Below are 13,438 nucleotides of genomic sequence, written 5' to 3'. Positions count from 1 at the left end.
GCCGCCCCGGGCTACCGTTCAGGCCGCAGGCCCGGTGCCCGACCCGGCGCCCGTTCCCGCGGATGACGGGGGCGGTGGGACAGGCGGTTCCACGACGGCGAAAGCCCGCTCCCGCACCGCCCGGACGTCCGCGTACCCGACCTCCACGTCCACGGCCGGGGCAGCCGGCACCCCGACCGGCAGCCGGAAGGCCAGGGTGAGCCGCCCCGCCGGGCCGGTCTCCGCCCCGAGCGTGCCGGGCGCCGCCGGGTCCGACACCGGAACCCCGCCGACGGACAGCCGGCCTACGGACACTCCGCCGACGGACACCCGGCCGACCGACACTCCGCCGACGGACACCCCGCCCTCCCGGAGGAACTCCGCCGGGTCGAAGAAGACGCCGTCCACCTCGACCGTCACCGCGTCGCCCGGCCGGGCCTCGCCGTCCCCGCCCACCTCCACCGACACCACGCGGAAGTCGCACGCGGCGCCCCCGCGCGACGGGCTCACCGGCCGTACGGTGGCGTCCGGATGCCGCGCGTGGAACTCCAGCAGACCGCCGAGCACCGCGTACGCGGCCCGGCCCTTGCAGCCCAGCGGCCGTCCCGCGAGCGCCGCGTGCTCCCGGGCCGCCTCTCCCCAGTCACCGCCGTCCACCCCGCGCACCGCCAGACACGCCCGCGCCAGGGCGCCCAGCACGCGCCACTCGTCGTCGGGCGCCGCGTCCGCGTCCGCCCCGGCGGGAGCCGCCCCCGTCCGGAGGGCGTCCGCGCAGTGGTCCGGCGTCCGCAGCAGGTCGTAGACGCTCGCCGGGTCCGCCACCCCGTCGCTGTCCGGCGACCGGGGCCCGGCCGGGAGCCACACCGGTGCGGCGAGCGGCCGGACGGGCGTCGCGGCGGGTGCCGGCGGTTCGGGCGGGGGAGCGGCGGCGCGCGGCCGGGGGCCCGAAGGGTCCGGGGCGACCGAACGGCGCCCTCCGTCCGGTGACGTACGGGCCCCGGCGCCGGTGGTCGGCAGCGGCACCGTGGCCTCCGCCGTGCTCCGGCCGGGGGTGCTGCCCGGGGCGGCTTCCGGGGGGCCGGTGCCGGGCTCCGGCCCGGCCGGGGCACCGCCCAGCACGACCGTCAGTGAGACGGCCAGGGAGCCGGCGATCAGCAGCCCCGAGATCCGCGTCCCGAGCGATGCCCGCATGACGTCCCCCGCACGATGGTCCGGCACCGAAGCCACCATCATCCGGTGGCCCGCCGCTCACCGGAAGGCCCCCTCGGCGGCCGGACGGCCCCGACCGGTGCCGCCACCCAGCACGGTGCCGCCACCCAGCACGGTGCCGCCACGCAGCACGGTGCCGCCACGCAGCACGGTGCCGCCACGCAGCACGGTGCCGCCACGCAGCACGGTGCCGCCACCCGCGCCCTGCCGTGACGCAGCCCCGTGCCGCGGACCGGTCACCGGTCCGCGGCACGGGGCTGTGCCGGGGTAGGCGAACGCCGCCGCACCCGCGTCCGCCGGCACGGCGCCTCGCGGTCGGCCGCCGTGCCGGAGGGCGCCGTGCCGGAGATCGCCGTGCTGGAGGCGTGCTAGAGGATCAGGGACAGCAGCATCACGAGGCCGCCCGCCACGACCGAGATGATCGTCTCCATCACGGACCAGGTCTTCACGGTCTGCCCGACACTGAGGCCGAAGTATTCCTTCACCAGCCAGAAGCCCGCGTCGTTGACGTGGCTGAAGAACAGCGAACCGGCGCCGATGGCCAGCACCAGCAGGGCCGCGTGGGTGGTCGACATGTCGGCCGCGAGCGGGGCCACCAGGCCGGCCGCCGAGACCGTCGCCACCGTGGCGGAGCCGGTCGCGAGCCGGATCGCCACCGCGATCAGCCAGCCCAGCAGCAGGGCCGGGATCGACCAGTCCTCGGATATCTCCAGGACCATCTGACCGACGCCGGAGTCGATCAGCGTCTGCTTGAAGCCGCCGCCCGCGCCGACGATCAGCAGGATGCCCGCGATCGGCCAGAGGCTCTTGTCCACCAGCTGCTGCATCCGCTCCTTGCTGAACCCGGCGGGCATGCCGAGCGTGAAGAAGCCGACCAGCACGGCGGCCAGCAGCGCGACCAGCGGGGAGCCGATCACGTCGAACACCCGCTGCACGGAGTTGCCGGTGTCGTCGATGACGATGTCGACCAGCGCCTTGGCGAGCATGAGCACGACCGGCAGCAGGATGGTGAACAGCGTCGGACCGAAGCCGGGGCGCTTCTCCAGCTCCTCGGAGGGGCGCTGCGGGATCATCCGGTCCGGGGCCGGGACGTCCACCCAGCGCGCGGCGTACCGGGAGAACACCGGGCCGGCGATGACGACCGTCGGGATGGCGACGAGCACCCCGAGGGCCAGCGTCACACCGAGGTTGGCGTCCAGTGCGTCGATCGCGACCAGCGGGCCGGGGTGCGGCGGGACCAGGCCGTGCATCACGGACAGACCGGCCAGCGCCGGGATGCCGATGCGCATCAGGGAGTAGTTGCCCCGCTTGGCGACCATCAGGACGACGGGTATCAGCAGCACCACGCCGACCTCGAAGAACAGCGGCAGGCCGATGACCGAGGCGATCAGCACCATCGCCCAGGGCATGGCGCGTCCGCTCGCGCGGGCGAGGATGGTGTCGACGATCTGGTCGGCACCGCCGGAGTCGGCGAGCATCTTGCCGAGGATCGCGCCGAGGGCGATCAGCACACCCACGTTGGCGACGGTGGAGCCGAGCCCGGAACCGAAGCTGAGGATGGCCTTGTCCAGCGGGGCCCCGGCGAAGGCGCCGAGCGCGAGCGACCCGATGGTCAGCGCGAGGAAGGCGTGCAGCTTGTACTTGGTGATGAGCAGGACGATGACGGCGATGCCCGCCAGGACGGCGATGCCCAGCTGAGCGTGGCCGGCCGAGGTGATCGGCTCGGGTGCGTCCGCTGCCAGCAGCTCGACGCTGAGTCTGGTCACGGTGGATCCCTTGTTCTCTACGGGGTGGGGGACGTGGGGGAAAGGTTGTGGGGATGGGGGAAAGCGGCTCCGCAGCGGTGGGGTGCTCCGCAGCGGTGGGGTGCTCCGCAGCCGTGGGGTGCTCCCCGGACGTGGGGTGCTCCTCAGTCGTCGGGGGTGCTCCCCGGTCGTGGGGGTGCTCCGGAACCGTGGGGGCGCTTCGGAGCCCGGGCCGGGGAGGTGTCCGCCCTGATGGGTGCGGGGGAGCGGACGCGGACTAGGCGGAGGTGCCGCGCAGTTCGGTGAGGGCCGCCAGCGCCCGCTCGGTGATCTCCGTCGGGTCGGGCGTCACGTCCACGGCGATCCCCGCCTCGTCCGGTTCGAGCGGCTGGAGCGTGGCGAACTGCGAGTCGAGCAGACCCGTGGGCATGAAGTGGCCCTTCCGCTGCGCCAACCGGTCCGCGACGAGCGTGCGGTCACCCGTGAGGTGCAGGAAGACGAGCCCGGGGGCCGCCTCCCGCAACCGGTCGCGGTAGGCGCGCTTGAGCGCCGAGCAGCTCACCACACCGCCGAGTCCGGCGCGTCCGCGCGCCCAGTCGCCGATGGCGTCCAGCCAGGGCCACCGGTCGTCGTCGGTGAGCGGGGTGCCGGCCGACATCTTCTCGATGTTGGCGCGGGGGTGGAAGTCGTCCGCCTCGGCGTACGGAACGCCGAGCCGGTCCGCCAGCAGGGTTCCGACCGTGGTCTTGCCGGTGCCGGAGACCCCCATGACCACGACGACGCTGGGGATTTTCATCGCTGCCCTCACTGTCTGCATGTCCTCGTCGACACGTGATGTTCGGACGCAACTGAAGCTCATTGGTCAGACGAATTCAAGACTGTGTGACTTATAAGTCTGACTTTTTGTTTCCGTGACCCGGCCCGTACGCTGAGTGCATGAGCACAACCGGCCGGGGGCTGCACGGACACGTACTGGACTCCCTCGGGCCCGAGATCACGGCGGGCAAGTACCCTCCGGGCAGCGTCCTGCGCACCGACGAACTCGCCCAGCGGTTCGACGTGTCGCGGTCGGTGATGCGCGAGGTGGTGCGCGTCCTGGAGTCGATGCACCTGGTCGAGTCCCGGCGCCGCGTGGGCGTGACGGTCCTGCCCGCCCGGGAGTGGAACGTCTACGACCCGCAGGTCATCCGCTGGCGGCTGGCCGGCGCCGACCGCCCCCGGCAGCTGAGGTCCCTCACCATGCTCCGCTCGGCCGTCGAGCCGGTCGCCGCCGGCCTCGCCGCCCGCCACGCCACCCCCGAGCAGTGCGCCGAACTCACCCGCTGCGCGCTGGGGATGGTCGCCCACTCGAGCGGGCAGCAACTGGAGGGCTACCTCCTCCACGACATCGCCTTCCACCGGGTGATCCTCACGGCCTCGGGCAACGAGATGTTCGCCCGCCTCGGCGACGTCGTCGCGGAGGTCCTGACCGGCCGCACGCGGCACGACGTGATGTTCGACGACCCGGACCCGGCCGCCGTCACCCTGCACGTCCAGGTGGCGGAGGCGGTCCGGGAACGCGACGCGGACCGCGCCGAACGGCTGACCCGGGAGATCACCGTGGGCGCCCTGGAGGAGCTGGACGTGCTGGCACCCTGACGCGGACCCCGGCACCCCGACGCGCCGCCGCGCGAGGACCCGGGCTCGCGGCACCCACGCCGACCCCCGCGCCCCCGGGCCGGCTTGCTCGCCTGCTCGCTCGCTCCCGAACCCCGCCCGCGTCCCGCGGAGCCCGTCCGCGGCCGTCCGCCCCGCGCGCCCGCCCGGCTCCGGGCCGCGCCCCACCCACCGGGCCGCGCCCGCCCACGTCCGGGCCCTGCCCGGGCCGGCCCGCCCCGTTCCGGGTCCTGCCCGGCCCTGCCCGGCTCCGGGCCCTGCCCCCACTACGCCCCGACGAAGTCCCCGTCGACGTACACCCACGCCCCGGCCACCCGCTCGAACCGGCTGTGCTCGTGCAGCGCACCGCCCCGGTAGGACGCCCGGAAGGTGACCGTTCCCGTCGTGTGGAAGGCGGAACCGTCGGTGGTGTCCAGGATCTCCAGCCCGGTCCAGCGCATCGCCGGATCGAGGTCGAGCCGGTCCGGGCGCGTCCGGGGGTGCCACGTCCGCAGCAGGTACCCGGTGTCCCGCAGCACGAAGGCGCAGTAGCGCGACCGCATCAGGCGCTCCGCCGTCGGGGCGGTGGCGGCACCGGAGTGCAGACGGCCGCAGCACGCCTCGTACGTCTCGGGGAGCCCGCAGGGGCAGGAACGAGTGGCAGCCATGTCACCCTCCGCGACCAGTGCTGTCCGGTAACGCCCGAGGGCCGCGACCTGATGGTCGCGGCCCTCGCGCTTCGTGTGTCCGAGGGGGGACTTGAACCCCCACGCCCGATAAAGGGCACTAGCACCTCAAGCTAGCGCGTCTGCCATTCCGCCACCCGGACAAGGTGTCTGTCGCGCGGGTTTCCCCCCGCGGCGACGACGTAAACATTACCAGGTGTTCCGGGGTGGCCGATCACCCCGCGGGGCCGCCCCCGCGTCACCCCCGGCGTCACCCACCGCGTCACCCACCGCGTCACCCGCCGCGTCACCCGCCGAGCGGCCGGGCCCGCCGGGGCGTCCCCGCGGGCGACCGGCCGGTGCGGGGCTTGGGACCCGGGCGTCGAGAGGAGAGGATGGGGGGACCCACCAGCGGGGCCGCCGCCGGGCGCCCCCGGTGCACCGGCAGGAACGAGCGGGAGGAAGCACGTGAGCGGGACCGACACGACCAGGAACGTCACCGGCGAGGACGAGGTCGTGGACCTCTGCCGCGAGCTGATCCGGATCGACACCAGCAACTACGGCGACCACTCCGGTCCCGGCGAGCGCAAGGCGGCCGAGTACGTCGCCGAGAAGCTGGCCGAAGTGGGACTGGAGCCGCAGATCTTCGAGTCGCACCCCGGGCGGGCCTCCACGGTGGCCCGGATCGAGGGTGAGGACCCGTCCCGTCCCGCGCTGCTGATCCACGGCCACACCGACGTGGTCCCGGCCGACGCCGACGACTGGACCCACCATCCCTTCTCCGGCGAGATCGCCGACGGATGCGTCTGGGGCCGGGGCGCCGTCGACATGAAGGACATGGACGCGATGACCCTCGCGGTCGTCCGGGAGCGGATGCGCACCGGACGCAAGCCCCCGCGCGACATCGTCCTCGCCTTCCTCGCCGACGAGGAGGCCGGCGGCACGTACGGCGCCAAGCACCTGGTCCGCGAGCACCCGGAGCTGTTCGAGGGCGTCACCGAGGCGATCGGCGAGGTCGGTGGCTTCTCCTTCACCGTCAACGAGAAGCTGCGCCTCTACCTCGTCGAGACCGCCGAGAAGGGCATGCACTGGATGCGGCTCACCGTGGAGGGCACCGCAGGGCACGGCTCGATGACCAACACGGACAACGCGATCACCGAGCTGAGCGAGGCCGTCGCCCGGCTCGGCCGGCACCAGTGGCCGGTCAGGGTCACCAAGACCGTCCGGGCCTTCCTCGACGAGCTCTCCGACGCGCTGGGCACCGAGCTCGACCCCGAGAACATGGACGAGACGCTCGCCAAGCTGGGCGGCATCGCCCGCATGATCGGCACCACCCTGCGCAACTCGGCGGCGCCCACCATGCTCGGCGCCGGCTACAAGGTCAACGTCATCCCCGGACAGGCCACCGCCCACGTCGACGGACGCTTCCTGCCCGGCTACGAGGAGGAGTTCCTCGCCGACCTCGACCGCATCCTGGGCCCGCGCGTGAAGCGGGAGGACGTGCACGCCGACAAGGCCCTGGAGACCGACTTCGACGGCCGGCTGGTCGACGCGATGCAGCTGGCGCTCAGCGCCGAGGACCCGATCGCGCGGGCCGTGCCGTACATGCTCTCCGGCGGCACCGACGCCAAGTCCTTCGACGACCTCGGCATCCGCTGCTTCGGGTTCGCACCGCTGCAGCTGCCTCCGGATCTGGACTTCGCCGGCATGTTCCACGGGGTCGACGAGCGGGTCCCGGTCGACGGCCTGAAGTTCGGCGTCCGCGTCCTCGACCGCTTCCTCGACGCGTCCTGACAGGCTCCCGAGAGGCAGAGGGCCGGCCCGCCGCGCACGCCGCGGGCCGGCCGTGAATCGTGCAGGCGTGCGGAGTTGACCGGGACGAGTGAATGCGACCATAAGCTCGTAGCCTCATTACTCCCTCCTCGTTACCCGTGGTGTGATCCGCGTTTTTGGATCGCATTGCCAACTAGGAGGAATAATGATCAAGAAGGTCGTCGCTGCTGCGGCTGCCACGGGTGGTCTGGTTCTCGCGAGTGCGGGCCTGGCCGTCGCCGACTCGGGTGCGCAGGGTGCCGCCGTGGGCTCCCCGGGCGTCGTGTCCGGCAACGTCATCCAGGTCCCGGTGCACGTCCCGGTGAACGTCTGCGGCAACACGGTCTCCGTGATCGGGCTGCTGAACCCCGCCTTCGGCAACACCTGCGTCAACCAGTGACGTTTCGGCTCGCTCATTAGGGCGGGTTCTTTCCAGGGTTGAAACCGCCGGCCCCGGAGTGCGCGCCATGCACTCCGGGGCCGTCCGGTCTCGAAACGTCCACTTCCCGGGAATCACCGCGACGCGACCGGAATTCCCGGCATCAGGTCGAAGGCAGGAACACAGCAATGCGACAGGTCACCCGCAAGGGGCTGATGACCATGGCGGCCGCGACCGGCATGATCGCCGCCGCGGGCGGAGCCGCCCACGCCGACTCCGGGGCGCAGGGCGCCGCCGCGGGATCGCCCGGCGTGCTCTCCGGCAACTCGGTGCAGGCGCCGGTGCACGTGCCGGTGAACGTCTGCGGCAACACGGTCGACGTCGTCGGCCTCCTCAACCCCGCGATGGGCAACGCCTGCGCCGACCGGAGCGCCCCCGCCCCGGACGGTCACGGCGACGCGGGCCACCACGGGGCCTCCTCCGGATCCCACGCCGGCGGGCACACCTCCGACTCGCCGGGAGTGGCCTCCGGCAACCACGTCCAGGTCCCCGTCCACGCCCCGGTGAACGTCTGCGGCAACAGCGTCGACATCATCGGCATCGGCAACCCCGCCTTCGGCAACGGCTGCGCCGACGGCGGCTACGGCGACCCGGGCGACCCGGGCGACCCGGGAACGCCGGACACCCCGGGCGAGCCCGGTGACCCGGACCGCCCCGGCACCCCGGGCGACCCCGACCGCCCCGGCGACGAGCCCGGCACCCCGTCCACCCCGGACGGCGAGACCCCGGGCGGTTCCGACGGCGGTGGCAACGGCGGCGACGACCGGGGCAACCGCTCCGTCGACACGCACCACTCCGACGCGGCACTGGCCGCCACCGGCAGCGAGCTGCCCATGGGCCTGGTGCTGCCGGTCGGCGCCGGTGCGCTGCTCGCCGGCGCGGTCCTGTACCGCAGGGCGCGTTCCGCGGCCTGACGGCCGGCCCGGCACGGCCCCGGCACACGGCAGGGAGCGGGCCCCGCGTCCGCGGGACCCGCTCCCTGCCGCCTCACCCCGGGACGGCTCGTCCCGGCGGTGCCCCGGGTCTCACCAGGTGGCCCGTACCTGACGGATGATGCGCCGCCGCAGCCGCACCCGGCGGCTGCCGTCGCGCAGCAGCGTCAGGCGGTACAACTCCCAGTGCCCGTACTCCGCGTGGTCGGTCAGCAGGCGTGCCGTCTCCTTGCGGGACACCCCGCGCGGCACGTTCACGTCGACAAATTCGTATTCCGGCATCGCATCTATTGTGCGGGCCGGCCCCCGGTACGGATAGCGTCTGCACTATGTCTGATGCTGCGCAGCCCACGGCTGCCGAGGTACGCGCCGCCGCCGAGGCGGTCAAGACCGCGCTCGACCGCCACCTGGCCGCGGTCGAACGCCGGTCGGGCGAGGACGACCCGGACGTCTACGAGGCGTTCAACGAGCTGGCCGCGGCCGCGGAGGCGTACGACGAACTGCTCTACGACCGGTACGACGAGGTCACCCCGTTCGAGATCCCCGGCGAGGAGACGCTGCCGCCGTACACCGGCCCCGACGAGCCGAGCGCCCTCAGCGTGCTGATCCGCCGCGACTACGCCGTCGCGGAGCCCCAGCGGCTGCGTGCCCACGCCCAGCGGATCGAGGCGGCCGACGACGACGGGAGCGGCTCCGAGGCGTCGGGCACGGTGCACGGTGCGCTCGGCCTGCTGTTCGGCGAGTTCGAGCCGGACGAGATCGCCTCCCGGCACACCGAGTTCGGGCTGGAGGAGGGCGACTCCACGCTCTGGGTCACGGTGTCCGACGAGCCGGCGGAACCGGGCGAGTGGCTCGAAGCCCCCTTCGAGGGCGCGGACCCGCAGCGGGTGATCTGCCGCTTCGACGTCAGCGCGGTCTTCGACGACGACCTCGACGACGACGATGACGACGACCTCGACGACGCCCTCGCCCGGACCCTCACCGCGGACCCGGACGGGGACGAGGACCTGGAGCCGCTCGACACCGACCGCTGACCTCCCGCGCACCGGACACGCCCCACGGCGGTGACACCCCCCCCGTGTCACCGCCGTTGGCGTGCCCGGATCCCAGGGCCACGACGATGTGTGCCGGGAGGTCGCGAGGGTGCGTGCAGGGAGGCTGCGAGGGTGCGTGCCGGGGGCCGCGACGGCCTGTGCCGGGACGGGGGCGTCGGCGGCGTCCATGCCCGGGCCCGGACGCCCGCGCGAGGGTGCCGCCCCGGGCCACCCGTACAGCCGGCTGACTCGGGCGTCCGTGTGCCGCCTGCGGGCCGGCGTCAGCCGCTCGTGGAGTGACGGAGGGAGGCACGCCGACGCGCCGGCGGCCGTCCGTCGGCGGTGAGCCGTGAGCCGTGGGCCGTGAGCCGTGGGCGCCCGCCGTCCGGCACCTGTCGCCTGTCGCCCGTCACCCACGTCAGGCCCCCCGGCGCCGAGGCCGCCGCAGCTGTGCGGCGACAGCGCGCACCCGCGGCGGGTCTCCCGTGCGGCGTCCGCGAGGCGGGTGCGGGTACCCCCCGGGAAGACGGCCCCGGACTCAGCCGTCCGCCGTGGCCGCTTCCTGCGGGGCCAGCAGGACGGGCAGCCGGGTCGTGCGCGGCTTCGCCGGGACCTCGGCCACCGCGCGCGGCAGCGCCTGCTCGACGCCGTGCACCACCGACAGGTGCCGTTCCGCCCTGCCGAACGCGGTGTAGACCCACGGACGGCTCAGCAGGCCCGCGGCGTCCCCGGGCAGCACCACGACCACCGCGGGCCACCGGCAGCCCACCGCCTGGTGCGCGGTCAGCGCCCAGCCGTGCCGCACCGACCGCTCCACCCTCTCCCTCGGCACGATCACGGTCTCGCCCGCACAGGACAGGTGCAGCCCCTCGGCGTCGGCGCGCAGGACCCGGCCCGGCACCGTGCGTCCGGGGGCGGGGGAGTAGGCGATCCGGTCACCGGGGTCGAAGCCGCCGAAGCGGCCGGGGCCGGGGTTGAGACGCTCCTTGAGCGCCGCGTTCAGTGCCTGGGTGCCGACCGCGCCGCCGTGTCCCGGGGTGATCACCTGCGTCTCCTCGGCGGGAACCCCGATCGCCCGGGGCACGGAGTCCACCACGAGCTGCACCGTGCGGTGCACGGCCTCGCCCGCGTCCCGCACCGGCACGATCACGACCTCCTTGCCGGGCGCCTCGACCTGGAGCAGCTCGCCCGCCCCGATGCCCGAGACCAGCTCGCCCAGCGGGCCGGGGTCGGGCCGCCGGGAGGCCACCTGCGGGCAGATCCGCGACGCCAGCAGGTCCGCGAACACCCGGCCCGGGCCGGCCGATCCCAGCACGCCCGGGTCCCCGGCCAGCACCAGGCGGGCCCCGTCCGGCAGCGACTCCGTGAGCAGCGCGGCCGTCTCCACGTCCAGCTGCGGTGCGTCGAGCACGACCAGCAGGTCCAGTGCGAGGCTTCCCTCGGTGTCCCGGCCCGGGCCCTCGGCGCCGGACAGCAGGCCGCCGACCGTGGTGACACCGGAGTCCTGCGCGCCGCCGGATCCGCCCAGCAGCGCGGCGAGGGAGTCCCGGCCGGCGGGGCCGTGGGTGGCCGCCCAGGCGCGCAGCCCCAGGCTCCGCGCGGCCCGCAGCAGTGCCGCCGGTTCGGCGGCCGAGGCGGCGCCGCCGGTGTGCAGCACGAGGCCGTGTCCGGCGACGGCCCGGATCAGGTCGGCCGCGGCGCCCTCGGCCGAGCCGGCCGCCCGCTCCCAGTCGGCGGCGGAACCGTCCTGCTTCGGCACCGAGCCGACCAGCCGGGCCAGCCCGTCGGCCAGGCTCTCCTCGGCCAGCGCGTACCGCTCCAGACCCACCAGGACGCGGACCGGACGCCCCTCGCCGGCCTCCCCGTCCTCCGGGCTCTCGCCGTCGTCCGCCGTCCCCGCGGCCGGGGCCGGTGCTTCCCGGCCGTCGTCCACGGCGTCCTGGAAGACCAGGACGTCCGCCTCCGCGATCGCGTCCTGTACGGCAGTCTCCGCGTCCGGCACGCCCTGCCGCGCGAGCGCGGCCGTCAGGGCCGGGAGCTCCAGGGCGGTGTGCCCGGCCGTCGCCGCCTGCTCCAGGAGCCAGACGGTGACCGCCCGTCCACGGCGGCCGTCGTCCGGTCCGGTCTCCGGGCCGAGCAGGGCCCGCGCGAAGCCGTCGGCCTGGTCGGGCCGCACCCCGGCGACCCGCAGCAGTTGCCAGGGGTCCGCCCGCAGTGTCTCGGCGGCGCCCGCGCCCAGCACGGCCGCCGCGGGCTCGGCCAGGGCCCCGGGCGCGCCGCCCCGGAGCAGGACCTCCCGCACGGCGCCGACGGCCTCGGGGGTGGGCGCCGCCTCGGCGGGCGCCGTCACCGGGATCCGGCGCACCGGTTCGGGGGACGGGCGCCGGGGCGCGGGCTCGGCCTCCTCGAACACCGTGGCGCGCACCGGCCGGGCCCCGCTCTCCACGGCCCGCACGGCGGCCAGCAGGTCGGCCGCCGTCCCGCTGAGCTTCGCCCCGGCCTCGACCGGCCCCTGTTTCTGCGCCTTGCGCCGCTCGATCCGCTCCCGTTCGGCCCGCTGCGCCAGCAGCTCCGCCTCGGCCTCCGACACCTGTGCGGCCTGCGCACCCTCGGGCACCTGCGCGCCCTCGGGCACCTGCGCGCCCTCGGGCACCTGCGCGCCCTCGGACTCCTGCGCCCCCTCGGCGGCGGTGCCCTCGCCGGACGGTCCGTCCGCCGCGGTCTCCCCCTTCGGCACGTCCCCGCCCTCGGGGACCGCCTCCGGGGCGTCCGCCGCGGTCGTCCCTGTCGTCCCCGGGTCGTGCTCCCCGGCGGCCGGTGCGTCCGTCTGCCGACCGGTGTCCGCCCCGCCCGGCGTCCCCGGCCCGGTGTCCTGAGCGGTCTTGGACGGCTCCGTGCTCACAGCGTGCTCCAGTCGTGATCGGGATAGCGGTGCACGGGAGCCGACACGTCGTCGAGCGCCCGGCAGATCTCGTCAGGAAGACTAAGCGCCTCCACTGACAACGCCGCCGCCAGCTGCTGCGCGGTGCGCGCCCCCACGACGGGCGCGGTCACCCCGGGCCGGTCGCGGACCCAGGCCAGGGCGACCTGGAGCGCGGTCACCGCGAGACCGTCCGCAGCCGTGGTCACCGCGTCCACGATGCGGGCGGCCGTGTCGTCCAGGTACGGCGCGACGAACGGCGCCAGGTGCTCCGAGGCGCCGCGCGAGTCCGCCGGCGTGGCGTCGTTGCGGTACTTGCCGGTCAGCACGCCCCGGCCGAGCGGGGAGGACGGCAGCAGCCCGATCCCCAGGTCGAGCGCGGCGGGCAGCACCTCCCGCTCCACGCCGCGCTGCAGCAGCGAGTACTCCATCTGGGTGCTCGCCAGCCGCGTGCGCGCACCCGGTGCGGCCAGCTGCCAGGTCGCCGCCTTGGCCAGCTGCCACCCGCAGAAGTTGGACACCCCGGCGTACCGGGCCCGCCCGCTGGCGACCGCCGTGTCGAGCGCCTGGAGGGTCTCCTCCAGCGGGGTGTGCGGGTCGTAGGCGTGGACGTGCCAGACGTCCACGTACTCGGTGCCGAGCCGGGCGAGTGAGGCGTCCAGGGCGGAGAGCAGGTGGCCGCGGGAGCCGTCGAAGCGCCGGTCGGGGTCCCGGACGCTGCCCGCCTTGGTCGAGATGACCAGGTCCCGGCGCGGCACCAGGCCGTCCATCAGCTTGCCGAGCAGGTACTCGGACTCCCCGTCGCCGTACACGTCCGCGGTGTCGACGAGGGTGCCGCCCGCTTCCCAGAAGGTCTTCAGCAGGTCCGCGGCGTCGTGCTCGTCGGTGTCCCGACCCCAGGTCAGGGTCCCGAGCCCGATCCGGGACACACGCAGGCCGGTACGGCCGAGATGCCTCTGCTCCATGGACGCCGAGATTACTGGCCGGGGACGGCGAAGTGGGGGCCTGTGGACAACGATTTCCACAGGCGCGCGGAGCCGGTCGGGCGGCCTCCCGGACCGGCCGCGC

The 13,438-nt window shown here is 74.8% G+C and carries 13 protein-coding genes and 1 tRNA gene; 6 read left to right on the top strand and 8 right to left on the bottom strand.

Translation table 11 applies throughout. The features are described from left to right. Positions 1 to 18: 18 nt before the first annotated feature. Positions 19 to 1,170 carry a hypothetical protein gene (locus AC02VZ_RS20450; protein ID WP_476476065.1) on the bottom strand — a complete coding sequence of 384 codons (1,152 nt, stop codon included), beginning with the start codon at positions 1,168 to 1,170 and terminating at the stop codon, positions 19 to 21. A gap of 45 nt (positions 1,171 to 1,215) precedes the next feature. Between AC02VZ_RS20450 and AC02VZ_RS20445 the strand changes: the two genes are divergently transcribed. Then, entirely contained in the window at positions 1,216 to 1,401 is a 186-nt protein-coding gene (locus AC02VZ_RS20445) for a hypothetical protein (protein ID WP_476476064.1), read from the top strand. Positions 1,402 to 1,556: 155 nt separating this feature from the next. Here the strand turns inward: AC02VZ_RS20445 and AC02VZ_RS20440 are convergent, their stop codons facing one another. After that, positions 1,557 to 2,954, bottom strand: coding sequence for a GntT/GntP/DsdX family permease (locus AC02VZ_RS20440; protein ID WP_432058363.1), 1,398 nt, complete (start codon positions 2,952 to 2,954; stop codon positions 1,557 to 1,559). Positions 2,955 to 3,210: 256 nt separating this feature from the next. Beyond that, positions 3,211 to 3,729, bottom strand: a complete 519-nt coding sequence (locus AC02VZ_RS20435; protein ID WP_432058364.1) for a gluconokinase — start codon at positions 3,727 to 3,729, stop codon at positions 3,211 to 3,213. 140 nt (positions 3,730 to 3,869) lie between these two features. On the opposite strand from AC02VZ_RS20435, the gene AC02VZ_RS20430 reads away from it, so the two are divergent. Next, a complete protein-coding gene (locus tag AC02VZ_RS20430) occupies positions 3,870 to 4,571 on the top strand; it encodes a FadR/GntR family transcriptional regulator (RefSeq protein WP_476476063.1) in 702 nt (233 codons plus the stop codon). Between the two features lie 284 nt (positions 4,572 to 4,855). Here the strand turns inward: AC02VZ_RS20430 and AC02VZ_RS20425 are convergent, their stop codons facing one another. After that, positions 4,856 to 5,236: a YchJ family protein gene (locus AC02VZ_RS20425; RefSeq protein WP_432058366.1), complete on the bottom strand. Its 381-nt coding sequence runs from the start codon at positions 5,234 to 5,236 to the stop codon at positions 4,856 to 4,858. Positions 5,237 to 5,312: 76 nt separating this feature from the next. Further along, positions 5,313 to 5,397 (bottom strand) — tRNA-Leu (locus AC02VZ_RS20420). Positions 5,398 to 5,701: 304 nt separating this feature from the next. Here AC02VZ_RS20420 and AC02VZ_RS20415 point away from each other — a divergent pair. From AC02VZ_RS20415 to AC02VZ_RS20405, 3 genes are all read left to right on the top strand, one after another. Then, positions 5,702 to 7,027, top strand: coding sequence for a M20/M25/M40 family metallo-hydrolase (locus AC02VZ_RS20415; RefSeq protein ID WP_432058367.1), 1,326 nt, complete (start codon positions 5,702 to 5,704; stop codon positions 7,025 to 7,027). Positions 7,028 to 7,211: 184 nt separating this feature from the next. Continuing rightward, on the top strand, positions 7,212 to 7,445 hold the full coding sequence (gene chpH, locus AC02VZ_RS20410) for a chaplin ChpH (RefSeq protein WP_432058368.1): 234 nt from the start codon (positions 7,212 to 7,214) through the stop codon (positions 7,443 to 7,445). Between the two features lie 167 nt (positions 7,446 to 7,612). Then, positions 7,613 to 8,398 (top strand): chaplin, encoded by a 786-nt coding sequence (locus AC02VZ_RS20405; RefSeq protein ID WP_432058369.1) that lies wholly within the window; start codon positions 7,613 to 7,615, stop codon positions 8,396 to 8,398. Between the two features lie 111 nt (positions 8,399 to 8,509). Here the strand turns inward: AC02VZ_RS20405 and AC02VZ_RS20400 are convergent, their stop codons facing one another. Further along, entirely contained in the window at positions 8,510 to 8,698 is a 189-nt protein-coding gene (locus AC02VZ_RS20400) for a DUF5703 family protein (protein WP_362092895.1), read from the bottom strand. 47 nt (positions 8,699 to 8,745) lie between these two features. On the opposite strand from AC02VZ_RS20400, the gene AC02VZ_RS20395 reads away from it, so the two are divergent. Further along, the gene (locus tag AC02VZ_RS20395) at positions 8,746 to 9,450 is read left to right on the top strand and encodes a hypothetical protein (RefSeq protein WP_432058370.1); all 705 of its coding nucleotides are present in this window, start codon (positions 8,746 to 8,748) and stop codon (positions 9,448 to 9,450) included. 538 nt (positions 9,451 to 9,988) lie between these two features. Here AC02VZ_RS20395 and AC02VZ_RS20390 read toward each other — a convergent pair. Further along, positions 9,989 to 12,352, bottom strand: a complete 2,364-nt coding sequence (locus AC02VZ_RS20390) for a helix-hairpin-helix domain-containing protein (protein ID WP_476476062.1) — start codon at positions 12,350 to 12,352, stop codon at positions 9,989 to 9,991. After that, positions 12,349 to 13,335 (bottom strand): aldo/keto reductase, encoded by a 987-nt coding sequence (locus AC02VZ_RS20385; protein ID WP_476476061.1) that lies wholly within the window; start codon positions 13,333 to 13,335, stop codon positions 12,349 to 12,351. The genes AC02VZ_RS20390 and AC02VZ_RS20385 overlap by 4 nt, the downstream gene beginning before the upstream one ends. Positions 13,336 to 13,438: the final 103 nt, after the last annotated feature.

The sequence above is a fragment of the Streptomyces sp. 3-6 genome (assembly GCF_056323165.1).
This window is presented reverse-complemented; position numbering and strand designations above follow the sequence as displayed.